The organism is Neorhizobium populisoli (genome assembly GCF_019430945.1).
Classification (GTDB): Bacteria; Pseudomonadota; Alphaproteobacteria; order Rhizobiales; family Rhizobiaceae; genus Neorhizobium; species Neorhizobium populisoli.
Window position 1 is genome coordinate 23,708 of the sequence record NZ_JAHYCB010000014.1, and the last position, 23,901, is coordinate 47,608.

At 60.1% G+C, this 23,901-nt stretch carries 22 protein-coding genes; 7 read left to right on the forward strand and 15 right to left on the reverse strand.

All coding sequences use genetic code 11. The features are described 5' to 3' along the window. Positions 1-14 precede the first annotated feature (14 nt). Positions 15-968: a polysaccharide pyruvyl transferase family protein gene (locus KX729_RS27890; protein ID WP_219745754.1), complete on the forward strand. Its 954-nt coding sequence runs from the start codon at positions 15-17 to the stop codon at positions 966-968. On the opposite strand, the gene KX729_RS27895 is transcribed toward KX729_RS27890, so the two are convergent. Continuing rightward, a complete protein-coding gene (locus tag KX729_RS27895) occupies positions 959-1,963 on the reverse strand; it encodes a glycosyltransferase family 2 protein (RefSeq protein WP_219745755.1) in 1,005 nt (334 codons plus the stop codon). The two genes, KX729_RS27890 and KX729_RS27895, sit on opposite strands and share 10 nt — an antisense overlap. Before the next feature lie 79 nt (positions 1,964-2,042). Beyond that, on the reverse strand, positions 2,043-2,327 hold the full coding sequence (locus KX729_RS27900; RefSeq protein WP_219745756.1) for an exopolysaccharide production repressor protein: 285 nt from the start codon (positions 2,325-2,327) through the stop codon (positions 2,043-2,045). A gap of 729 nt (positions 2,328-3,056) precedes the next feature. Between KX729_RS27900 and KX729_RS27905 the strand changes: the two genes are divergently transcribed. The 4 genes from KX729_RS27905 to KX729_RS27920 all read left to right on the forward strand — a co-directional run bounded on the left by KX729_RS27905 (position 3,057) and on the right by KX729_RS27920 (position 7,434). Beyond that, positions 3,057-3,737 (forward strand): sugar transferase, encoded by a 681-nt coding sequence (locus KX729_RS27905; RefSeq protein WP_025554975.1) that lies wholly within the window; start codon positions 3,057-3,059, stop codon positions 3,735-3,737. 130 nt (positions 3,738-3,867) lie between these two features. Continuing rightward, positions 3,868-5,130: a polysaccharide biosynthesis/export family protein gene (locus KX729_RS27910; protein ID WP_219745757.1), complete on the forward strand. Its 1,263-nt coding sequence runs from the start codon at positions 3,868-3,870 to the stop codon at positions 5,128-5,130. Positions 5,131-5,146: 16 nt separating this feature from the next. Next, positions 5,147-6,418 carry an O-antigen ligase family protein gene (locus tag KX729_RS27915; RefSeq protein ID WP_219745758.1) on the forward strand — a complete coding sequence of 424 codons (1,272 nt, stop codon included), beginning with the start codon at positions 5,147-5,149 and terminating at the stop codon, positions 6,416-6,418. Positions 6,419-6,420: 2 nt separating this feature from the next. Continuing rightward, on the forward strand, positions 6,421-7,434 hold the full coding sequence (locus KX729_RS27920) for an acyltransferase family protein (RefSeq protein ID WP_219745759.1): 1,014 nt from the start codon (positions 6,421-6,423) through the stop codon (positions 7,432-7,434). Positions 7,435-7,445: 11 nt separating this feature from the next. Here KX729_RS27920 and KX729_RS27925 read toward each other — a convergent pair whose 3' ends face one another. The 10 genes from KX729_RS27925 to pobA all read right to left on the reverse strand — a co-directional run bounded on the left by KX729_RS27925 (position 7,446) and on the right by pobA (position 19,288). Beyond that, positions 7,446-8,135 carry a superoxide dismutase gene (locus KX729_RS27925; RefSeq protein WP_219745760.1) on the reverse strand — a complete coding sequence of 230 codons (690 nt, stop codon included), beginning with the start codon at positions 8,133-8,135 and terminating at the stop codon, positions 7,446-7,448. A 126-nt stretch (positions 8,136-8,261) separates the two neighbouring features. Further along, complete coding sequence (locus tag KX729_RS27930; protein WP_219745761.1) at positions 8,262-9,563, reverse strand: HlyD family type I secretion periplasmic adaptor subunit; 1,302 nt, start codon at positions 9,561-9,563, stop codon at positions 8,262-8,264. A 2-nt stretch (positions 9,564-9,565) separates the two neighbouring features. Further along, positions 9,566-11,332: a type I secretion system permease/ATPase gene (locus KX729_RS27935; RefSeq protein WP_219745762.1), complete on the reverse strand. Its 1,767-nt coding sequence runs from the start codon at positions 11,330-11,332 to the stop codon at positions 9,566-9,568. A 257-nt stretch (positions 11,333-11,589) separates the two neighbouring features. Next, the gene (locus KX729_RS27940) at positions 11,590-12,903 is read right to left on the reverse strand and encodes a calcium-binding protein (protein WP_219745763.1); all 1,314 of its coding nucleotides are present in this window, start codon (positions 12,901-12,903) and stop codon (positions 11,590-11,592) included. Between the two features lie 348 nt (positions 12,904-13,251). Continuing rightward, positions 13,252-13,968, reverse strand: a complete 717-nt coding sequence (locus tag KX729_RS27945) for an ABC transporter ATP-binding protein (RefSeq protein ID WP_219745764.1) — start codon at positions 13,966-13,968, stop codon at positions 13,252-13,254. Then, positions 13,949-14,713 (reverse strand): ABC transporter ATP-binding protein, encoded by a 765-nt coding sequence (locus tag KX729_RS27950; RefSeq protein WP_219745765.1) that lies wholly within the window; start codon positions 14,711-14,713, stop codon positions 13,949-13,951. Before KX729_RS27950 ends, KX729_RS27945 begins: the two co-directional genes overlap by 20 nt. After that, a complete protein-coding gene (locus tag KX729_RS27955) occupies positions 14,710-15,714 on the reverse strand; it encodes a branched-chain amino acid ABC transporter permease (RefSeq protein WP_219745766.1) in 1,005 nt (334 codons plus the stop codon). Before KX729_RS27955 ends, KX729_RS27950 begins: the two co-directional genes overlap by 4 nt. A 15-nt stretch (positions 15,715-15,729) precedes the next feature. Beyond that, on the reverse strand, positions 15,730-16,593 hold the full coding sequence (locus KX729_RS27960) for a branched-chain amino acid ABC transporter permease (protein WP_219745767.1): 864 nt from the start codon (positions 16,591-16,593) through the stop codon (positions 15,730-15,732). 220 nt (positions 16,594-16,813) lie between these two features. After that, complete coding sequence (locus tag KX729_RS27965; protein ID WP_219745768.1) at positions 16,814-17,986, reverse strand: ABC transporter substrate-binding protein; 1,173 nt, start codon at positions 17,984-17,986, stop codon at positions 16,814-16,816. Positions 17,987-18,115: 129 nt separating this feature from the next. Beyond that, positions 18,116-19,288 (reverse strand): 4-hydroxybenzoate 3-monooxygenase, encoded by a 1,173-nt coding sequence (pobA, locus tag KX729_RS27970; RefSeq protein WP_219745769.1) that lies wholly within the window; start codon positions 19,286-19,288, stop codon positions 18,116-18,118. A 119-nt stretch (positions 19,289-19,407) separates the two neighbouring features. Here pobA and KX729_RS27975 point away from each other — a divergent pair, with 119 nt between their 5' ends. Together KX729_RS27975 and KX729_RS27980 are read left to right on the forward strand one after the other, a co-directional pair. Beyond that, positions 19,408-20,304, forward strand: a complete 897-nt coding sequence (locus KX729_RS27975) for a helix-turn-helix domain-containing protein (RefSeq protein WP_219745770.1) — start codon at positions 19,408-19,410, stop codon at positions 20,302-20,304. A gap of 139 nt (positions 20,305-20,443) precedes the next feature. After that, on the forward strand, positions 20,444-21,400 hold the full coding sequence (locus tag KX729_RS27980; RefSeq protein WP_219745771.1) for an AraC family transcriptional regulator: 957 nt from the start codon (positions 20,444-20,446) through the stop codon (positions 21,398-21,400). A gap of 1,006 nt (positions 21,401-22,406) precedes the next feature. Here KX729_RS27980 and KX729_RS27985 read toward each other — a convergent pair. From KX729_RS27985 to KX729_RS27995, 3 genes are read right to left on the reverse strand one after another with little or no spacing between them, the layout of a single operon-like run. Next, positions 22,407-22,703 carry a PAAR domain-containing contractile injection system baseplate protein gene (locus tag KX729_RS27985; RefSeq protein ID WP_219745772.1) on the reverse strand — a complete coding sequence of 99 codons (297 nt, stop codon included), beginning with the start codon at positions 22,701-22,703 and terminating at the stop codon, positions 22,407-22,409. A 45-nt stretch (positions 22,704-22,748) separates the two neighbouring features. Next, complete coding sequence (locus tag KX729_RS27990) at positions 22,749-23,102, reverse strand: hypothetical protein (protein WP_219745773.1); 354 nt, start codon at positions 23,100-23,102, stop codon at positions 22,749-22,751. 11 nt (positions 23,103-23,113) lie between these two features. Further along, positions 23,114-23,857 carry a hypothetical protein gene (locus KX729_RS27995; protein WP_219745774.1) on the reverse strand — a complete coding sequence of 248 codons (744 nt, stop codon included), beginning with the start codon at positions 23,855-23,857 and terminating at the stop codon, positions 23,114-23,116. Between the last annotated feature and the right edge of the window lie 44 nt (positions 23,858-23,901).

Below are 23,901 nucleotides of genomic sequence, written 5' to 3' on the forward strand. Positions count from 1 at the left end.
CAAGGAGACTCCGCATGAAAGCGTACTACTGGGAATCCCATCACGGCAATTTCGGCGACGATCTCAATCTCTGGCTCTGGGATGAGCTATTGCCCGGCTTCCGCGACGTCCAGCCGGATGTGCTGCTGGTCGGCGTCGGCACGGTCCTGAACCCGGTCCTGCTGCCCGCCGGCCAGAAAAAACTCGTCGTCGGCAGCGGTTATGGCTATGGCACCCCGCCGGATATCTGCGACACGGACGAATGGGACGTGCGCGCCGTGCGCGGCCCGCTGACGGCGGAAAAACTCGGCCTTCCGAACGATATCGCGATCACCGATCCGGCTGCGATGATTGCCGACATGCCGGAATTCCAGCATCTGCCGAAGATCCACAAGAAGACCTTCATACCCCATTGGGAATCAGCCGAATTCGGCATGTGGCAGGCGGTCTGCGAGCCGGTCGGGCTGACCTATCTCGATCCGCGCGGCGAGGCGAAAGCCGTCATTCGTCACATCGCCCAGTCGGAACTGATCATCGCCGAATCCATGCATGGCGCCATCCTGGCGGACGCCTTTCGCGTGCCGTGGGTCGCGGTCAGCACGTCCCGATCCATCAACAATTTCAAATGGAACGACTGGGCAAGCTCGGTCGGCACCACCTATGAGCCGCGTTATGTGCCGGTCTCGACCAGGGCGGAAGCCGTCGCCAAGAAGGAGCGCTTCTGGGGCGTCAGCTTCGACGGCCAGCTACCAGCGGGCCAAGCGCCCGAAGAACAGCGCCCCACGGAACATGGCGAGGTGCTGACGCGCCCTCAACCGGCCCAGACCGGCCTGCGCGGCATGGCGAAACAGTTCCTGGCCGCGCCTTCCGTTCTGGCGCTCTGGCAGGCAAGCCGGGCCGAACCGCGGCTCAGCCCCGATGGCGTGCTGGAGGAGCGGAAGCACCGCTTCCGCTCCGTTTTGAAGGAAATCAGACGCGATTATTTCTGAACGGCAGGAATGCCGGGCAGCAGATAGCGAGTGGCGACCGGCTCGGCCGGCGCCTTCGCCGTCCTTGCCCGGAGCCCGTCCAGCTTGTCGCGCAAAATCCCGCCAGCGACGGCGGGCAGTGCTTGCGGCCGCGCCAGCATATGGCGGATCGCCGCGATCTTTCCGCCTTCGCGCTTCACATCCAGAAAAGCCCGCAGCTCGTATTTATCACGGATGTGGTCGCGATGCCGCCGCACCGAGGCGCGCGCTTTTGAAGGCAAAGCCGGGTCGGCGATGATCGCCTCATCCGCTTCATAAAACGTCTGCAGGTCCGCCGTGCGGTGCCGGCTGCTGAGCGAATCGCCGCGTACGATCGCGCCGTAACCGCAATGCTCGATCACCTTGTAACGGGCACCCCTGGCCAGTGCGCGAACGTAGAAATCATAGTCCTCGCCAAGCCGCATCTCTTCCCGATAACGCAGGCCATGCGTGTCGAGGAATGCGCGGCTCATCACCGGCTTCAGGAAGCCCGTCTCGCCGCGTTGCACGCCGCGTCTGGATATATTACCGTCGACGAATTCGACGAGCGACATGGTGCGCGCCCGTGCCTCGAACCGCTCCGGATGCAGGAATTCCGCCGGATCGTAGATGAAAGCGATATTGTCGGCGATCATGTCCCAGCCGTCCTCCGCCATCATCGGCGCGAACCGGCCCGGAAAATAGAAATCGTCCGCATCGAGAATGGCGATCAGCGGCGCGCTGGATATCGAGATCGCATGATTGCGGGCGGCCGACGGGCCGCGATTCTCGGCGAAGGACACCACGCTCAGCCGCCCCGACCCGTCATCGGTCTCGCGTGCCACGGCGGCGGTCCTGTCGGTGGAGCCGTCATCGACCACGACGACCTCGCTGACATAAACCTCGTTCAAGGCGGATTGGATCGCGATCCCGATCGTATCGGCGGCGTTCTTGGCCGCGATGATGACACAGATCGTCTGGGCGGCGGTTTCAGCCATGGCCATCTCCTGTTGCATCGATAGAAACTATCGACACGAGGAAAATGGCCCTGATGTGGAAAAGGTCAAAAAATGCGTGTCAGGTATCGCCGGCCGGCACGTTCGGCGCGGTATCGGCCCGCAGGCCTTCCCGACGATTGTCTTTCTTGGCCGCCGCGGTTTCAGGCGGCAGGCTTTCCTCGCGCAGCTTCTTTTCGCGGCTGACCAAATAGAGGACGCCGACGAAATATCCGACCTGCAGAATCACGGCGCAGATCAGCGTGTGTATAAGCGCGGTATAGACGGAACCGGAAATGAAATACGCAGACACCGCAAACACGAGCAGCACCATCGTCATGCTGATAAGGACGCGCGGTGCGTACATGATCTATCCTCCCGAACAAAACTGTTCAGTACGTCTGTCTTTTGGGCTCCTCTCCCAAGAAAACAAGCATATGAGCCTGCCGGAGAGGATGCAAGTTTAGCGACCTCGATTATGCCAGACCAGTGGTGAAACTTTCGTAAGGTTCTGGAGGTTCCGAACAAATCTCTCTGTCATCTTCTCTTCCGGACGCAAGGCACCAAGATGTCTTGGCCCAGATTTTGCCGCAATTCGGCCGCGATTCGGCACGATTTCCAACCGGCATTTCCGAGTCCGGCTCCGATACGGATTTTCCCAATCAACTTTTATTACAAAGATCAGCATCTGCTGCGCGCCATTGTTGCGCCGCAGCATTGTATTGCAGCGCAAAAATCATGGGCCTTTGGTCCTATGCGCAAGATACTTTGGTCGGCACTCCAAGGAAGCGGACATGAGTATAGCTGGAAGAGATGGAGGCTAGCTCGTGATGTTTAGATGAACGAGCTCGACATCTATTTGTGCGGCGCCAGCCAATACAGATCATCGGAAATAGAAACCGTGCAAATTCCGGAAGAGGTTCAATAGAGCGGGACTACGTGGGCCGGATATCGGTGGTAGTGATTTACCCCTGCGTTCAGCCATCGGAAAATTTTGACCAAGATCAAATTCCGACCACAGACTTGTTATCCCATAAGGACCGAACACGCCGTCATGGCACCCGACCTATCGCAAAGCGTAAATGGAGCTTTCTCTATGAAGTCAGCGACACGATCGGCAGAAACGCCGTTTTCAAAAATGACACAAGCCGAGATCGCTCTTCCGACCGGCGGCTTGGTCAAACGCAGTTTCGACATCACGTCGGCTGCGCTCGCTCTTTTGCTGTTCAGCCCGCTTTTCCTGATGATTGCGGCGCTGGTGAAGTTTTCCGACAAGGGACCGATTTTCTACGGTCATAGCCGGATCGGCCATAACGGCCGCATCTTCAAATGCCTCAAGTTCCGCACGATGGCCGTCAATGGCGACGAGATCCTGCGTAATTTCCTGCGTGATAACCCCCAGGCCGCCGAAGAATGGAAGGCGACCCGCAAGCTGAAATTCGATCCACGGGTGACCGTGATCGGCACGGTGCTGCGCAAGCTCAGCCTCGATGAGCTGCCACAGCTCTTCAACATCATCCGGGGTGAGATGAGCGTCGTCGGGCCACGTCCCGTCGTCGATGAGGAGCTGAACCTTTATGACAGCTTCGCAGGCTTCTATCTCAAGACCCGCCCGGGCCTGACCGGCCTCTGGCAGATCAGCGGCCGCAACGACGTCTCCTATGAAACCCGCATCGCCTTCGATACTCAGTATGTCCAGAACTGGACGCTGATCGGCGATGTCATGATCATCGTTAAAACCATTCCCGCCGTGTGCCTCGCCCGCGGCAGCTACTGATCACATCACCTCCTTCTCCACGCAATCCGCGGCCCCTCCTCCCAATCCGGTCCGGCATCGTGGCATCAAAAATCCTGAGCGCGGCCAAATCCATACGCGGACTTGCCCGCGCCCTTTGAGGAAAAACTCCATGCAGCAGAAGATCGCCTCCGCAAGGAGCCTGCGTGTTTTATGCCTTCTGGCCGGCGCGACGATCGCGCTGGCCGGGTCCATTGCACCCACCCTCGCCCAAGACAGCGGTTATCGTTTGGGGGTAATGGACCGGTTGAAGATCAAGGTCGCCGAATGGCAACCGGCTGACGGCACCGTCCGCAGCTGGGATGCGGTCAGCGGCGAATATACCGTCGGGCCGACCGGCTCGCTGTCGCTCCCCTTCCTGGGCGACGTGCCGGCCGCCGGCAAATCCACCGGCGAGGTGGCCAAGGCGATCGGTGACCAGTTGCGCAGCCAGTTCGCGCTTCGCAACCTGCCGTCGGCTTCCGTCGAAGTCGCACAATTCCGTCCGGTCTTTCTGGCGGGAGACGTTCACACGCCCGGCGAATATCCTTATGCCCCCAATCTCACCGTCCTGAAGGCCGTCAGCCTCGCAGGCGGCCTGCGCCGCTCCGATGCAGGCCAGCGTTTTGCCCGTGATTTCATCAACGCCCGCGGCGATGCTCAGGTCTACGGTTCGGAACGTGGCCGGCTTCTCGCCCGCAAGGCCCGCCTGATGGCGGAAGTCGCCGGCGAGGCCGAGCTCAAAGTACCGCCGGAACTCAAGGACGTGCCGAATGCCGATCAGCTGATCGCCAGCGAGGCCTCGCTGATGAAATCCCGCCGGCAACGTTATGAACTGCAATTACAGGCGCTGGCCGATCTGAAGACGCTGCTGAACACTGAAGTCCAGTCGCTGTCCCAGAAATCCGCGACCCAGAAAAACCAGCTGCAACTGGTCAGCGAGGATCGCGACAAGATGGCGAGGCTCACCGAACAGGGCCTTGCCACCGCTAGCCGCCGCCTGACTTCGGAAGAACGGGCCGCCGATCTCGAATCCAACATGCTCGATACGGATACCGCAGCACTTCGCGCCAAGCAGGATATCAACAAGGCGAACCAGGACGAGATCAACCTGCGCAACGACTGGGAAGCCCAGCGCGCCAAGGAATTGCAGGACACCGAAGCCGAACTCGAAAAGCTCGGCCTGCAGCTCGGCACCAGCCGTGAACTGATGTCGGAGGCGCTGGCGCAATCGGCAGAGGCCTTGAAGTTCGATCCCTCCGCCAAAGATGCGACGATCAAATACGTGGTCGTCCGTGACGACGGCAAGGGACCGAAAGAGGTCGTGGTCAGCGAAAACGACCGGCTGTTGCCGGGCGATGTCGTGAAGGTCACCTCCGAACTCCTGATGCAGTAAAGGCCTCGAGACCTGCATGAAGATCGCCAAGTCTGCCCTGATCGATCCGGAGAGAAACGAAGCCTATGGCATCGCGGCCATCGCGCTGTCCTTCTTCGTTTTCGCCTATTCGGCCAAATTCGGGCAGATTTCGATCCTCGGTTATTACGGCGTCTGGTTCCTGCTGGTGCTCGCCGACTATCGGCGGGTGCTCGGCAATTACATCAAATACCTCTGGATCTTTTCGTTCGCGCTGTTCTGCTTCGTCTCGGCCTTCTGGTCGCCGGCCTTCGGCACGTCGCTTCGAACCGCGATCCAGTACATGACCCATATCGTCTGCGCACTGGTCGCCATGCGCACGATCAGCCTGCAGACGCTGACGCGCGGCGCCATCGTCGGCGTGGCTGTGGTGCTGGCCTATTCGCTGCTGTTCGGCAACTATCTCTATGACGTCATCGACGGCAGTTATAGTTTCGTCGGCGCCTTCTCGTCGAAGAACCAGCTCGGCTTTTACGCCTCGCTCGGCATCTTCTTCTCCTATGCCACCGTGATGATTTTCGGCGCTCGCCGCCTCTGGTTCGCGGCGGCCGGCATCATCAGCCTGATCTCGGCTTATTCGCTGCTCGCCTCACAATCGGCAACCTCGGTCATCACCACGGTCGCGGTCGTGGCACTCTGCATCGGCCTGCAGGGCTTCATGTTCCTGGCACCGAAAAACCGTCGCTTCTTCTTCGCCGCCGCCGTGGTACTCGCGATCGTGGCAGGTGTCGCGGGCCTGCAGCTTGGCGCGGCGGATGCGGTTCTCGGCGTCTTCGGCAAGGACTCGACGCTGACCGGCCGCACCTATCTCTGGCAGCAGGGCATCGCCGCTGCCGGTCAGAATCCGTTCCTCGGTATCGGTTATCAGGGTTACTGGGTGCCGGGTTTTGCGGATGCGGAACGCCTTTGGGATGAGTTCTTCATCACCGGCCGCAGCGGCTTCCACTTCCACAACACCTATATCGAGACGATGGTGGAGACCGGCCTTGTCGGAACCCTGCTTATCGTCACCATCCTGCTGACCATCCTCGGCAGCTATCTCAAGCGGCTATTGACGATGGGACGGACGCCGGAAGCGCTGCTCTGCTTCGGCATCGGCACGCTGCTTCTGGTCCGCTCTTTCGTGGAGATCGACATCATGAACCCCTATCATGTCGGCTCCTTCCTGTTCTATTTCACCGCCGGCAAGCTGACCCTGCCGAGAACCGCACCGGCACGCGCCTATTTCGACCAGTATCTTCCGAACCCGACGACGATGCAGGCAAGCTGATCATGCGCACGCTCTATTCGATCCAGTATCTGAGAGCCTTCGCAGCCCTTGCCGTCGTGGTTTTCCATGCCGGAGAGCGAACCGGCATGCCGTTCACCATCGGCGCCGCCGGGGTGGATATCTTCTTCGTCGTCAGCGGCTTCATCATGATGGCGATCAGCGATGCGAGCCCGACCAGCCCGGTCGCCTTTTTCCGCAATCGCCTTCTGCGCATCGCCCCGGCCTATTGGGCGGCCACCCTGCTGATGATTGTCGGTGCAGTCGCCGGCCTTTTCCCTAACCTGAAGCTCGAATTCGCCCATATACTGGGCTCGTTCCTGTTCCTGCCCGTCGCATCGCCGAGCACCGGCGACCTTTGGCCGGTTCTCGTGCAGGGCTGGACGCTGAACTACGAGATTTTCTTTTATGCAATCTTCGCGCTGGTACTTTTCCTGAAACCCGGCATCCGGCTCGCTGCACTCGCTGCCATCTTCGGCCTGCTCGTTGCGGGCGGTGTCCTGCTGGAGGCAGAAAACCCGATCCTTGGTTTCTATACGGCCCCGGTCATCCTGGAATTCGTGGCGGGAGCGGCGCTCGCAAAGCTCTGGCAGGCCAATCGCCTGCCCTCCCCGGTCATCGGCGCGTTTCTGGTGGTCCTGTCGATCGCCGGATTTGCCGCGATCCAGGTGTTCAAGCTGGAATTCGATGCATGGTCCTGCGGCCCGCTCGCCTTCATGCTGGTAATGGGCGCGCTTGGGGTCGAGGCTTCGGGAAAGCTTCCGGTCTCGCGAATGCTGACCTATCTCGGCGACAGTTCCTATTCGATCTACCTGTGGCACACATTCGCCGTCTCGGTGATCGTCAAGCTCGGCCTGATGCTGTCGCTGGCGCCGCCCTTGACGCTCGCCATTGCCGTCGTGACCGGCACTCTCGTGGGCATAGCCGGCTACGAACTGCTGGAAAAGCCGGTCCAGCACCTCCTGAAGGGACGCCGGCCGTTTGCCTCGCGGCGCACGGCCGAACACCCCGTTCGATAGTCGATCAGCCGTCAGGCCTTCATCCGGTCCGCCACGACACGCCAGTTCACCAGCTTGTCCAGCACGGCCTTGATATGCTCCGGCTTGCGGTTCTCGTAATCGAGATAATAGGCGTGTTCCCAGATATCGATGCCGAGATAGGGAGGACGCCCGACCGCGACGGGATTGTTGCCGTCCTCGTAACCGACCAGCGCCAGCTTGTTGCCATCGTCGCGCGTCAGCCATACCCAACCCGTGCCGAACACCTGATCGGAAGCGGCAATCGCCCGCTCGATGAACCCGTCATATCCCTTGAACGTGTCGTTGATCATGCCGGCCAGCTCGCCGTCCGGCCGGTTCGGGCCGCCGGGCACGAACTGTTCCCAATAGGCAACGTGGTTCCACGCCTGGGCCGCCTGATTGAAGATCTTCTTGTCCGCATCGGACTTGGCCGATGCCTTGACGATCCCCACAAGATCCATGTCCGCATATTTCGTACCCGCAGCGAACTGGTTCAGCTTATCGAAATAAGCCTTGTGGTGCTTGCCGTAATGCAGCCCGACCGTTTTCGCCGAGATCGACGGCGCCAGCGCATCTTCCTTGAACGGCAGGGCCGGCTGCGTGATCGGCAAAGCCGCCCGCGCGATATTCGGCCTCGGGAAAACGGCGGCAGCCGCAGTGAATGCGCTTGCGGCCAGAACGGTCCGGCGTGTCATCTCCATCGAAAATCTCCCTTGAGGATGGCTGATGATACGCGAACGATGAGAGACGGCTTTTGTTTCCACACCAAATGGTTACCCCACGCCGAGGGACGCAGGATCACGATCATTCGGGGCTATTCGCCAAGCCTATTCCTCGCGGAAAGTGTGATTGATCTGGTCGGTAAGCGGCTTCATGAAATAGGAAACCACGCTGCGGTCGGCAACCTTGATGAACACTTCCGCCGGCATGCCGGGATAAAGCGCCATGCTTTTCAGGTTCGCCAGCGTTTCCGCCGAAGGCTTGATCCGCACAGGATAATAACTGGCCCCGGTACGTTGATCAACGACGATATCCGGCGAAACGGAAACCACTTCACCTTCGACTTCCGGCGTCGTGCGCTGGTCGAAGGCGCTGAAACGCACGTCGACCTTCTGGCCAGGCGTGACGGAGTCGATATTGCGCGACGCGATCTTCGCTTCGACCGTCAGGTTGCGGGTATCCGGCGCCAGCAGCATCAGTGCTTCACCGGGATTGACGACGCCGCCGACCGTGTGCACGGCCAGCTGGTAGACGCGGCCATCCATGGGCGCGCGCAGATCGAGCCGCTTCAGCTGGTCGAGGATCGCGACACGGCGCTCCTCCATCTCGGCTGCGTTGGCTTCGACCTCGGTCAGGTCCTTGGCGTTTTCCGACCGGCGATCTTCGCCAAGCTGCAGGATCTGCAGGTTGATTTCGCTGATACGACCTTCCGCCTGAGCCCGGGCCGCCAGGCGCTGGCCCCTGTTGCCGTCCAGTTCAACGCGCTGACGCTTCAGCGCGTTGACCCGCTGCATGGTGACGATCTGCTTTTCGTAAAGCGAATTGATCGCCTGATATTCCTCGTCGATCAGCTTGGTGGCGTCCTCGGTTGCCTTCAGCTGGATCGTGTGGCCTTCGATTTCCTGGGCAAGCTGACCCTTGCGCTCTCCGAGCTGTTTCTTCATGCCCGCCAGCGCCGAACGCCGTGTCTCAAACAGCTGCAGCTCACCGTCGATGAGCAACTTGTTGGCCTTCACATCGACGCCGCTTGCGGCAATATCATCGACCGAAAGGGTGTCCTTGTCGGCACGCTCGGCCTGCAGGCGTGTGCGGCGCGCATAAAGCTGCGCCAGCGTGCTGTTGATGATGCCGAGATTGGCGCGCAGCGATGTACCGTCGAGCTGCAGCAGCACGTCGCCGGCCTTCACATGCTGGCCTTCCCGGACGAACAGTTCGGAGACAATGCCGCCGGTCAGATGCTGAACCTTCTTGACGTTGTCGTCGATGATGACAGTGCCTTCGCCGACAACCGCGTTGGACAGCGTCGTCGTCGCGGCCCAGCCGCCGACACCGCCGACGAGTGCCAAACCGAGAACGCCGACAAACAGCATGTGGCGGCGCAGGGAGTGCTGTGAAACAACCATATTCATGCTCAGGACTCCTGCGGTTCGCCGACGATCTTCAGCGGTGCGGGACGATCCGAGACCGGCCCCTGCGGCCGCAGGATCTTCGACAGAACTTCATCCTTCGGGCCGAAGGCCGCGCTGCGGCCATCCTTCATCATCAGCACCAGATCGACGCCGGCCAGCGCGCTCGGGCGATGCGCCACCACGATGGCGACGCCGCCCCGCTTGCGGATGCGGATGATCGCTTCGCTCAGCGCGTTTTCGCCATCGGCATCGAGGTTGGAATTCGGTTCGTCGAGAATGACGAGGAAAGGATCGCCGTAAAGCGCACGTGCAAGCGCGATGCGCTGCCGCTGGCCGGCCGACAACATCGAGCCACCCGGCCCGATCTCCGTCTCGTAGCCGCTCGGCAGTTTCAGTACCAGCTCATGAACGCCGGCCATTCTTGCCGCGTCGATGATTGCCTCGGCCGTCGCATCCGGCTGGAACCGCGCGATGTTCTGCGCCACCGTCCCGGAGAACAGTTCGATATCCTGCGGCAGATAACCGACATTGCGGCCACGGGCAGCGTCATCCCATTGATCGAGCGCTGCGCCATCCAGGCGAACCGAGCCGCGATAGATTGGCCAGATGCCGGTCATGGCACGCACCATGGACGACTTGCCGGAGGCGCTCGGGCCGATGACACCCAGCGCGCTGCCGGCCTCGATCGTGAAACTGACGCCGGAAACGATGATTTCCTGCTTGCCCGGAGGGCCTGCAGTCAGGTTGTCGACAACGACGCTCTTCTGCGGCTTGGGCAGCGCCAGCGGCACGGCAGCCTCGGGCAACGCCGCAAGCATCTGCTTCAGCCGCTTCCACGATTGCTGCGCCTGCACGAAACCGCGCCAGTTGGCGATCGCCTGCTCGACCGGTGCAAGCGCACGCGAGGTGAGGATCGACGATGCGATGATAATGCCGCCGGAGGCTTGGTTCTCGATCACCAGGATCGCACCTGCCGCAAGCACGCCGGACTGCAGCGCCACACGAAAAATCTTCGAGATCGTGGCATAGCTGTTCGCCGTATCGGAATTGCGGCGGTAGGTGTGGCGGTAATTGTCGTTGCTGGTGGACCATGCGCGGGCAAGATCCTCGCTCATGCCCATAGCCTCGATCACCTCGGCATTGCGCTGCGCCGCCGACATCTGGCTGGTGCGCTGGCTGCCGAGTTCGTGCACCTGCTTGGCGGAAACCTGCGTGCTGCGATTGGTGAGATAGGTGAGCAGCATCAGCACCAGCGCGCCGCCGATGGCGATATAGCCGATGACCGGATGGAACATGAAGCAGATGGCGAGATAAAGCGGCATCCACGGCAGATCGAAGAAGGCGCCCGGTCCCGGGCTCGACAGGAAGGAGCGGACCTGGTCAAAATCGCGCATCATCGACAGGCCATCGGAAGCGCCGCGGGTCTTGATCGGCGCCTTCAGCATCGCCTTGAAGACGCGCTTGCTCATCACCTCGTCGAAAATTCCGGAAATCCGCATCAGCATGCGGCTGCGCGCCAGTTCGAAAGCGCCCTGGAAGGCGTAGAGCAGCAGGGCCAGAAGGCTGAGCGCAATGAGAGACGGAATACTGCGGCTCGGGATGACTCGATCATAGACCTGCAGCATGAAGAACGAGCTGGTCAGATAAAGGATGTTGATCAGCGCGCTGGCGAAACCAACGACCAGAAGGCCGCCACGGCTGCGCCGGAATGCATCCTGGGCAACATCCCTGTCGCCCGCCCCCGTGGAAACGATGCCCTGCTCGGCCATCTTCAACTCTCTAAACTTTTGGCTGTATCCCGCCTGTCCATACCCGGCTGGAAGATTGGGCGCAATTCTGAAATATGCTGGATCAAAGGCGTGAATAATATTTGCCCAAAGCCCCGCCAAGCCGAGATATATTTTGGATATCGGCAATATTGGGGCCAACCTGCGGTTTGGCGGCGAGATTGCGCATATTTCCGCCTGCCCTGGAGGCAAAAACAAGCGCGGCCCGGCCTCCAGAAAGGAAGCCGGGCCGACAAGCATCAGAAGATGAAGAATTCACCTGCCGTCATTTTCAACCCGGCGTCGACATGGGCAAAAAGAACCTTGGCGATCGTCTTGGTGCTGCCGTCGGCATCGTAATAGATGTTGCCGGTGTCGGATTCGTAGATGATCCGATCCTTAGTATCCGTCGCTTCACCCGAAGTGTTCGCAACGAACTGATCTGCGGTCAGCAAAACGTTGACGCCGGTCAGCTTGGTAAAGATCGCATTTTCCAGTCTGATGATGTCGTCCGCAACGACATAACCCTGAATCTGGTCAACGTTCTTGGTGGAATTCAGCACCGAATTGAAAATGAAGGTATCCTTGCCGGCACCGCCATTCAGGATATCGTTGCCGAGGCCGCCATTGAACGTATCGTCGCCGTTGTCACCCCAGAAGGTGTTGTTGGCCGTGCTGCCGGTGAAGGTATCTTTAAACTGCGTGCCGCGCGCGCCCTCGATATTCAGCAGCGTATCGGTCTTGCCGAAACCGTCGATTGCGTAACCCTTGGCCAGATCGACGGTCACGCCCTTGTCGCCGCCACGGTTGACGTCGCGATGATAGCGAACAATGTCGAAACCGCCGCCGCCATCGATGACGTCCTTGCCGCCCAGGCCCATGAAGGCCTCGTCGGCAGCGGATCCCTTCATATTGTCCGCAAACTGCGAACCGCGGAAGCTTTCGAAATTCTTGAATGTCTCGTTATTGCCCCAGGGATCGATAACCGTTCCCTTGGTGACGTCGAGCGCGATGCCCCGGTAGGCATTCGCGTTGAAATACGCGTCCTGGAAGCTCAGCTGGTCGCCGATGCCGGCGCCGCCGTCATAAGTGTCCTTGCCCTCGCCGCCCTGGATATAATCGACACCGGCGCCGCCATTCATGATGTCGTCGCCGCCAAAGCCGTACATCTCATCGTCTCCGGCAGTGCCGGTGAAGGTGTCGGCCTTGTTGAACAGCCATTCGGCGAGCTTTGGCAGATTTCCCTGCGCATCGAATGCGTTCACCGCATTGACGAAGGCTTCCGTTTTCAAAGTCGTCGTGATCGTCTGCAGAACCGTCTTGCCGTCACTGGCAAAGACCTGAATAGAGCTGATCGTTCCCGTATCGTCGAGGTCTCCGTCCAGCCCCTTGGTGAATCCGGTGCCATTGATCCTGATGGACATGCCATTGTCGAACTCATAGGTCGCGCGAGTGCTTGTCAGCGCTTCGAGGTGATAGTCCCCGGAATTACCGAGAATAAAATCCAACGGCGGATTAGCCTCGAAATTAAGCGGATAGCCGCTCGGCAACGAACCGTACTTTACTGTAGCCATGATAACCTCCGAATCCCCCTTGCGCCGACAACTGAAGTTTGCGCCGATGTATAGAACATATAAGAAACTGCAATTTATACTAGGAAAATATTTGAAGTGTAATAATTATGAAATTTAACCCACCCAAGATCGGGTAAATTTGCTATATATCAAGGAATCATCGTTAATCCGATAAAATATCACACGGATATCCGGTTTCGAAATTCGTCTCAAACGCACCGTAAACTTGATGAATCAGAAATTACCCTGCATTGCCACAGTATAGTTTCGAGCAATTTCAGGTTGAATTTTCAACAATAGCAGGGAAAGTCCCTGCACCCGCCGGCGTCAGCGGCGCCGGTCATCGGATCAATGCAGGCCGCCGACGCCGAGTAAGCGCTCTACCGTATCCTGATCCTTGGAAAGCGCTTCCGGCGTGCCCGACCAGGCGAGCCGTCCACGCTCGAGGATGATCACCTGCTCGGCGAAATCGAGCGCGCTCTGGATACGTTGTTCGACGAGCAGGATCGTCATGTCGCCGGTCTTCGCCAATTCGGCAAAGGCTGCCATCAGTTCCTCACAAATGACCGGCGCCAGACCTTCCAGCGGTTCGTCCAGCAGCAGGACCGACGGGCGACCAAGGATGCTGCGGGCCGTGCTCAGCATCTGCTGTTCGCCGCCGGAAAGCTGATTGCCGAGATTGCGGCGGCGTTCTTTCAGCCGCGGGAACATCTGATAGGCTTCCTCGATCGCCGTCTTCGGCCGGGCCTTGAGACCCACAAAGAGGTTTTCCTCCACCGTCAGCGTCGGGAAAATGCAGCGCGCCTGCGGCACGTAACCGAGGCCCTGAATGGCGCGCGAGGCGCTCGGCGCGGTTGAGATATCGGCACCACCAAGCTTGATGCGGCCGTCGTAACGTTTCGTCTGGCCGGCGAGCGAGGCAAGCAGCGTCGTCTTGCCCATGCCGTTGCGGCCGAGCACGGCGAGCCGCTGACCGGCGGGAACCGAGAAGGATATGCCTTCCAGAACCCGCGTCGGCCCGTATCCGGCGGACAGGTTTTCGACCTCAAGCGACGTGGCTGGCATGGGCATAACTTCCGAGATAGGCCTCGCGCACGCGGGCATCCTTGGTGACATCGGCCGGCAAGCCGTCGAATATGATGGTGCCGGCGGCAAGCACGATCACCCGCTTGGCGAAGCGGAAGACCAGATCCATGTCGTGCTCGATCATCAGCACGGCGAGATCCTTCGGCAGGTCGGCAAGCGCCTGTTCGATGCGGCCCGTATCGCTCTGCGGCACACCGGCCGCCGGTTCGTCGAGCAACAGCACTTTCGGCTTCAGCGCCAAAGCCACGGCGATTTCCAGCAGCCGCTGCTGGCCATACGCGATCTCGCTGACCTTGCGATGCGCAAGTTCGGCCAGGCCCAGCTTTTCGAGCAGCTCGGAGACTTCCGCCATCACATCCGGCATGGTCAGGAAGCTGCCGAACAGCCGGCCGGCACGACCACTTCGCTGCAGGACGGCCAAGCCCACATGTTCGGCCGGCGTCATGTCCTGAAACAGCCGCGTCACCTGGAAGGAGCGCACAAGCCCGCGCCGCACCCGGCCGATCGCATCCACCTTGGTGACCGTCTCGCCGCCGAGCCGCACTTCGCCGGAGCTTGGCGGAATGGTGCCGGTGACGAGGTTGACGAATGTGGTCTTGCCGGCGCCGTTCGGGCCGATCAGCGCAACGCGGTCTCCCGGCGCCATGGAGATCGACACGTCATTGGTGACGACCAGCCCGCCGAACGAACGCTTGAGGTTCTTGACTTCGAAAACGGCGCTCATTGGCTGCCCTCCCGACGACGAGAGAAATATGCGGCGGCGGTGCCATAGATGCCCTTCGGCGCGAAGAGCACCACCGCGATCAGCAGCACACCGACCATGGTCAGCCAATGGAAAGGATTGGCGGCCGAGACATAATCCTCGAACAGCATGAAGATCAGCGTGCCGGCCAGCGCCCCGAACAGCGAGCCGGTGCCGCCGAGCACCAGCATGACCAGTGCCTCCGCCGACTGGGTGAAGGACAGCGCATCGAGCGCCACGACCTGGGTGGAGATGGCGCTGAGCGCCCCACCCGTGCCGGCTACCGCACCGGAGATCACGTACATCTTGGTCAGCGCGGCATTCGGCGAGGCCCCCATGGCGCGAATGCGCAACGGGTCTTCCTTGATGCCGCGACACAGCATGCCGAAGGGCGAGCGGACGAGAATGCGCAGCAGAACGAAAACGATCAAGAGCAGCGCAATACCGAAGAAATAGGCAGTGTGGCCGTAGAGGTCGAATTCGTAGATGCCGAACACCGCATCCGGCATGATGCCGGCAAGGCCGTCGCTGCCGCCGGTCCAGGAGGAAGCCTTGTTGGCGAATTCGTGGAACAGGTAGATCAGCGCGATCGACAGCACGAGCTGCGGCAGGCCATGGGCGCGCAGCATGATGACCGCGCAGAGAAGTCCCGCGACCGCACCGGCGCCGATGCCACCCATCGTCATCAGGAATGGGTCGTTGATGCCGTAATGCGCCGATAGAATGCCGGCCGCATAGGCGCCGGAGCCGAACAGTGCGGCATGCCCGAGCGTCGCGACGCCGCAATATCCGGTGACGAGATCGAGCGACAGCACCAGCAGCGCGACGGCAAGGATGCGGGTCAGCAATGCAAGATTGTCTGGGAAGAGCACATAACCCAGCGCGGCGAAGACGATGATGACGATCACACCGATCAGGTCGCGCTTGAAGGAACCGCCTCTTGGGCGGCTGAGAGTGGTCTGGTTGTTCATCGCCACGGTCATTTTATCTCACCCGCCTCACTTCGCTCGCCCGGCAAAACCGCGCGGGAAGACGCAGATGATCGCGATCACTGCGAGATAGAAGAAGAATTCGCCGAATTCCGGCATCAGGTAACGTCCGGTCGTATCGACCGCGCCGAGCACGAGACAGGCGATCAGCGCGCCCGGAATGGAACCCGCGCCGCCGACCGAAACGACGACCAGGAAGGTCACCATGTAGCGCAGCGCATAATAGGGCTCGACCGGCAGAAGCTCCGCGCCGACGACGCCGCCGAAAGCCGCCAACCCGACGGCGACCGCGAAGCTCACCGCATAAACGATCTCGGTGCGCACCCCGAGCGCCGCCGCCATGGCAGCATTGTCCACCGAGGCGCGCAGCTTCACGCCGAAACTGGTCTTCTCGATCGCGAACCACAGGCCGAGCGCCACGACGAGGCCGCAGACGATGGCAAACAGGCGATGGATGGAAATGGTGCGGAAGCCGAGATCGGCCGTGCCCTGCAGCGGGCCGGCCAGCGGAATGGTCTTCAGCGTAGGCCCCATCACATAGTTCGCGATGCCGATGATGCAGAAGGTAATGCCGATCGTCATCAGCACCTGCGTCAGCTCCGGCTGGCCGTAGATGCGACGGTAGAGCAGCCGTTCGATCGGAATGGCGATGATGATGGTGATCACCACGGCCGCGATGACGGCCACCGCATATCCCATACCGAGATCGCGCGCGACATAGGAGGCGATATAGCCGCCGATCATCGCGAACGCGCCATGGGCAAGGTTGACGACCCGCATCAGGCCCATCGTGACGGATAGGCCGATCGAGATGACGAACAACACCATGCCATAGGCAAGCGCGTCGATGGCTATGCTGAAGACTGTCTGCATAGGGTTTGTGTAGTCCTTGGTTGGTGGCCGCGCAAAAACAATGTTGCGCCTCGGAGCCCCTCATCCGCCTGCCGGCACCTTCTCCCCGTTTTGACGGGGAGAAGGAAACATGCCGCACCGCCATCCCCTACTCAACTGTTGAGTAGGGTACGTCCCCTCTCCCCGTCAGAACGGGGAGAGGGTTAGGGTGAGGGGCATCTTTTGTAGCCGAACGGCAAACTTACTTCGCAGCAGCCAGACCCGGATCGCCCTGCTTCTCGAACGTCTGGACTTCCTTGTTGATGTAAGTCCCGTCCGCAGCCTTGGCGACTTCGCGCAGGTAGATGTTCTGCGTGATGTGGCGGCTTTCCGGATCGATGGAAACCGGGCCCCGCGGGCTGACCCACGAAAGCCCCTTCACTGCATCGACCGCCTTCTGCGCATCCTGCTTACCGCCGGTCGCTTCGATCATCTTGTAGATGACATGCATGCCGTCATAGGCGCCGACGGCCGGGAAGGAGAGTTCGGCCTTGTTGCCGATCGCCTTGATCGCAGCTTCGGTGAACTTCTTGTTTTCCGGCGAGTCATGCGAAACGGCATAGTGGAAGCTCGTCTGGATGCCGAGCGCGGCATCGCCCAGCGCCGGCAGGTCGGATTCCTGCGTCAGGTCGCCCGGCGCGAAAAATTTCACGCCCGATGCCTTCAGGCCGTTGTCGTTATAGGCCTTAACGAAGCCGAGCGTGGTCGGGCCGGACGGCAGGAAGGCGAACACGCCCTGAGCGCCGGAATCCTTGATACGCTGCATGATCGGGCTGAAGTCATTGGTGGAAAGCGGCATACGGATCGCCTGCACCACTTCGCCGCCGGCCTTGGTGAAACCGGCCTTGAAGGCGTTCTCGGCATCGACGCCCGGACCGTAATCGCTGACGACGGTGATCACCTTCTTGACGCCCGCATCGAACGCTACTTTGGCGATCGGCGTCGAGGTCTGCCAGGTGGTGAAGGACGTGCGCACGACGAACGGGCTGGTATTCATGATCGCCGAGGTGGCGGCGTTCATCACCACCATCGGCACGTTGCCCTGCTTCAGGATCGGCGTGACGGCCATCGCGTCCGGCGTGAAATAGAAGCCGGCGAGATACTGTACCTTTTCCTTGACGATCAGTTCCTGGCCGAGCGCCTTGGACTGGGCCGGATCGGCGGCAGGCACGTCGCGATAGATGATCTCGACAGTGTCGTTGCCGACCTTGTTGCCGTTCAGCGCCATATAGGCATCGATGCCGGCCTTGAAATTCTTGCCCTGCAGCGCAAACGGACCCGAGAACGGGCCGACGACGCCGACCTTGATGACATCGGCGTAAGCCGTGCTGCTCAGGGCCAGTGCTGCGAGTGTGGAGAGAATGATTTTCTTCATGTTTAGTCCTCCCTCTTCAAAAGGGTGCATGCCTCCGTGGTCGATGCACCGGTTTCAAGTCGTAATGCGAATTGATACCGCATCCTTCGATGCGATCATGCCTGTGAAGTCAAGCCGACGGCGAAACCGTCAGAACGGCAGGCCCACGTAGTTTTCCGCCAGCGCCGTCGAGGCGGCACGCGAATGGGTCAGATAGTCCAGTTCCGCCTCCTGAATCTTCTGGTCGAAATCACCGGTGTCCGGGAAACGATGCATCATCGTTGTCATCCACCAGGAGAAGCGGACGGCCTTCCAGACACGGGCGAGCGCCGTTTCCGAATAGGCGTCGAGCCCCGCTTCGGAACGGTCCTGATAATGCTCGCGCAGCCCGTTGAAGAGGTAATGCACGTCGCTGGCAGCCAGATTCAGCCCCTTGGCGCCGGTTGGCGGCACGATATGGGCCGCATCGCCGACCAGAAACATGCTGCCGAACCGCATCGGCTCGGCCACGAAAGAGCGCAGCGGCGCGATCGACTTCTCGAAGGACGGCGCGGTGATCAGCGCCTCGGCATGATGCGCCGGCAGGCGATGGCGAAGCTCGTCCCAGAAGCGGTCGTCGCTCCAGTCCTCGATCTTCTCGTCCAGTGCACATTGAATATAGTAGCGGCTGCGGGTCGCTGAGCGCATCGAGCAAAGCGCAAAACCGCGCGGATGGTTGGCATAGATCAGCTCATGGCTGACCGGCGCCACTTCGGCCAGAACGCCGAGCCAGCCGAACGGATAGATCTTCTCGAAAATCTTGATGGCGCTTTCTGGCACCGCCTTGCGGCTCGCACCATGAAAACCGTCGCAGCCGGCGATGAAGTCGCAGTCGATGCGATGGGTCGTGCCGTTTTTCTCATAAGTGACATAAGGCGCGCGACCATCAAAATCATGCGGCTGAACGTTGCCGGCGTCATAGATCGTCACGGCACCGCTCTTCTCGCGGCTTTCCATCAGGTCGCGGGTCACTTCGGTCTGGCCATAGACGATCACCCGCTTGCCGCCGGTCAGGCCGTGAAGATCGATACGATGATCGCGGCCATCGAAAGCCAGTGAAAAACCGTCATGCGGCAGGCCTTCGGCATGCATGCGGGCACCGGATTTCGCCTGGTCGAGCAGCGCCACCGTGCCCTCTTCGAGGACGCCAGCACGCACGCGGCCGAGGATATAATCTTTGCTCACACGGTCGAGAATGATGTTGTCAATGCCCGCTTCCGTCAGAAGCTGGCCGAGCAAGAGACCTGATGGTCCGGAGCCGATAATGGCAACCTGCGTCCTCAAGCTTATCCTCCCGAATGCTTGTTGGCTTATGACAAATTGTGCTTGGCTTCGGCATGCCCGGCAATGGACATTCAAGCCCAAAAATTGCACAAACTGACCATCGGAGTGGGAGGCCACAGATGAACAGGCATGTTCCGACCTATCAGCTTTATGGCGAGAATACCGGCAAGGAGCCTGACTTCTGGCTACATTGCGAGACGATCAAGTCGCGCAGCAGCCGGCATCAATGGGAAATCCGCCTGCACCGGCACGAGTCTTTCTTTCAGATATTGTACATCGACGCCGGCTCGGGCGATGTGACTTTCGACAGCGAAACGCATCCGATGCGACCACCTTCGATCGTCACCGTGCCGCCGGGACTCAACCACGGCTTCAGGTTTTCGCGCGATATCGAAGGTATCGTCATCACCATTCTCAGCTCCCATCTCAGCCACCGGCCGGGGGAGCGTACGCGCTTCGGAGAATGGCTCGCGACCCCCCATCTCACCGTTCTGGATCCTGAAAACCCCGACGCTGCCTATGTCAGGGAGACGGTGAAACGCATCGGCGACGAATTCGAGCAGCGCGGCAGCGGTCGCAACGAGCTGCTGGCCTCCTATGTCACGCTGGCCTTGCGGCTCACCGCCCGTATCTCCCATGCCGACAATCTCAACCAGCTTCCCGCCGAGGAAGGCGAGCGGCGGATGGACGTGCTGAACGGCCTGATCCAGCAGCATTTTCGCTCGCACAAGCCGGTTTCCTTCTACGCGGGGGAACTCGGCATCTCGCTCACCCATCTCAACCGCATCGTCCGTTCGATGGCGGGCTGCACGGCACATGATCTGATCGCTGCGAAACTGATGGAGGAATCGAAGCGCGAACTGGTCTTTTCGCTCGCCTCCGTGCAGGAGATCGGCCACCGCCTGGGCTTTGCCGATCCGGCCTATTTCTCCCGCTTCTTCCTGAAACAGACGGGCAAAACGCCCCGTGCCTGGAGGCTGAAGGAAAAGGCAAGGCTGGATGGAATGGGAAGTTGAACACAACTTTATGGTTTAGCGGCGCAGCCTGCATCGCGCTCCAAGGGCGCTAATGTCAAAAATGCTCACTTCCCATCCATATCCCGCTGAATACGCTTATGATATTCAGGTGGCCTCACAAAAAATTTGACCCAAGGCCATGCTCCAGTTTTCCACCGACGACCTCAGGGAAGCAGACAGGTTCGACGAATGGCGGGAAGCCCGCGGCAAGCATCTGTTTGGCGTCACCATCGAGCTTGATCCAGAGCGCCGCAAGCGCTTTCACGGGTCGTTCAAGGCCTTCGCAGTCGGCGGCGCAATCGCCTCGGAAATGCAGGCTTCGTCCTATCGCGTCAGCCGCACGGCCGCCGATATTGCAAGGCTTGCCGGCAACAGCCTTTGCATCTCCTTGCAGGTCCGCGGGCCGGGCATTCTCGATACGGGCCGGGACCTGACGCAATCGATGAGGGAAGGCGATTTTGCGATCAGCCACTCGGATCTGCCATTCAGGGGCACGCCCTACCACTACAACGACTTCAGCTATCGGCTTCTGAAGATCCCGCTCAACGAAGAACTCGTACTCGGCCGGCCGGCACACGATCTGTTCGCGACTACGCTCTCGGAAAGCCCGCTTTTCCGTCGGGCATTCCAGGCGCTTTTCGATGCGCTCACGATGAGGTCGCAAACCCTTGCGAACCCAGACGTGGACGTGCTTCACATCGCCAGGCTCTCAATGGCCGCACGCGGCCGGCTGCCTTTGACGATGCCGGAAATCAAGACCGCCATCCGTGTGGGACTGAATTACGCAGCACGAGAAATCATGGCGCGCCGACACCATGAGGCGAGCCTCAATCCGGCGAATGTTGCCGCCGAACTCGGTGTCTCCATCCGCTATTTGCACATGCTTTTCAAAAATTCCGAAATGAGCTTCAGCCGGACGTTGACCGCCATGCGAGCGGAAGGTGCTTATCGCCGGCTGATGGCAAATCCGACGCTTGCCGTCACGCAGGCCGCCTATGCGAGCGGGTTCGACAGTATCGCCACCTTCTATCGCGCCTTTGCCAACGCCTATGGCATGGCGCCGGGCGACCTGCGAACGATGAGGCTCGCCAGTTGATTGCGAGCAGGCAAACAAAAAATGCACCTCCGTGCACGCAATGAGAAGCCAGACTACGGTCGCCTGACATAGTTTTTCACCCGGCAGCAACAGGCGACGGTCGAAAGCTGCCGGGGTCGATAGAACCGATACGGATTGCAATTCCGGGTGGACAGGCGCGCGAAATGACGCTGCGCAGTCGAGACCGGGGAAAACTCCGAGATAGGTTCGGAAAGACCAGGACTGGTAACCGCGGCCGATCGTCGGCAGCGGCGACATATCGATCGACGTGTCAAGCGGGGGGCGCTTGGGCACAGCGAGATGCTGACGGTGGACATTGCCGAGACACCTTCGCCGAAAGGCTCCGGTTATTGGCATGGCCGGACGACGTTTCAAGCTTCGCGGGCTCGTCAAGGGTCCAAAGGGAGCACCTCCGGGGGCAATGGGGGCGAAGCGGCGTTTCCGGCGGATTGGAACGGCCCCTCACTGGCCGTCCTATCCCTCCCCCGTCAGCACTTACCTTTCACGAAGGATCCACCGCGCGTGATGCAGGCGGTGACCGCATCAAGAGAAGGACTGCTCTGCCGAAGACCTCCGGCAAGGCAGTCGAGGGATATCGCCCGCTTTGACCGGTGTTGGCCCACCGGTTTCCCTCCTGCGAGCGCGCCCTCAACTCTCCGGAGGCAGCTTTCGCCCTTCTCCTGTGGCGAAGGCGCTTCCGGAGTTGAATTTCGTCGCCAGCCCTGGCGATCGATACAGCCGGATAAAGTTTGACGGTCTCGATCTGTTGCCGCCATCGAAACCGTCAAAGCCAGCTCCCGTCTCGCAAAGCGGCGGGAGCTGGTAACCGGTCTGCTAAAGGCAAAGCTCGCTGCAAAGCCGAGGGGATGATAGTCGCAGCGTTTTTGGGTTCCGGGATCAGATCCCATGCGCCCTTAGCCACCTGATGCGGCTCGCGCTGATCCGGTTGGACCGTTTTGACTTTGAGATCTGACCTCATCGACGAATGGACAGCGCAGAAGGTCCTTCAATCCATCCGCACTGTAGGCACAGCTTCGGTGATCTTACCGCCATGGGCTGTGGCGTCCCCCAGGCGCGCAATGGGGCGGCCATTGATGCGAGCGATTGAGGAGCCCTTTGTAATACGATCCATTTGACCGCAGCCCGTGCAGATCGCGCTGTCCCCGACGACCGCAACGGGCACGCCGTTGATCCGGACGAAGGCTTGCCCCGTCATGATCGGACCGCCGACATGAGGAGTGGGACCGGGATCTACCTGAGGGCAGACATGCATCTTGCCAATCGTCGCGGTAGGCTGGCCCATGCTTATTCTCCACTCCAGGATATATTCGAGGTCAACGCGAATGCTTTACTCAAGATCTTTCCAACGATCCGAATTATTCTCTCCCAGGATATTCTTTTCCAGCACATCGAAACGCGCCGTCTCATCTATCGATGTATTGAACATGACGCGATAGAAATAGCGGGAATCGACCTGGCTCATCTCGGGTTTTCTGAAATCGAAACGGTAAAATCTGAACGTGTTACGCGGGCTGTGGATTCGGATCCGCGCCAGACCGTCGTGAAGCTTGGCCAGATGGAGCCCCAGCCGATTGTCCGCCTCCTCAACGCCTTCGTCGCGAAGGTATCCGATCATTCGCGGAACATATCTCTCTTTGAAATAGTGCTGTTCGAGAGCGATGAGTTGGTCATTGGACAACATGGAGGCGGCCTTCAGGCATAGGATAGCAGCATGTCTGGATGCGGCAGCTGAACGGGTTTCGGATTATAGGCCTCAAGAGCCGCCAATGCTTCACGGAAGCTTTGTTCGTCCGAAAACTCTTTCCGCATCGTCTTCAAATCATCGTCCGTCATTGCGCCATGCATTTGCGCCCAGACATCTTGTCCATGTTTCCAGATGACGGCCTTCTGCTCGCCGGAAAGCGAGGCGGCGGCTTTTTGCCAGTAATGCGACAGTTGCCGGCGGTCTGCGCCCAGTGTCAGCGTCGTGAAGAATTCCGCTTCGGACATCAGGTCTTCATTCGCATAGTGGCTGAAACACGTTTTGTCCCATTCGCTCAGCGGACGGGAAAGGCGCTCTTCCAGCTTCCTCTCGAAATCGGTCTTGCGCATCGTTGTGCGATAGAGGTTTGCCAGATCTTCTCCCCATGGAGACGCGGATTGTGAAGCGCGAACAACATTCGCAAGATCCGGCCAGGTCCGCTCCCATGCATCGAGCTCAGGCAAAACGGCGTCAGAGTCGCACGGAAACGATTTTCCCCATGCCTCGAAGTCACTCCTGACCTGACGGCCCAGCGAGGCTTCGATGGCTTCCAGTGCCGCCTGCCATAATGTGAGCGAAGCATTGGGATCGAAATTGCTGGCCGTTACGGTCTTTCTGAGCTCTGCCTGCAAGGCTTGGAAATTTGCAGATCGCATACCGAGATCGCTCATCGCGTCGGCATCGATGGCATCCATGCTCGGCAGGACGATCAGATTGCGCCAGGCTCTGCTTTCGGGTG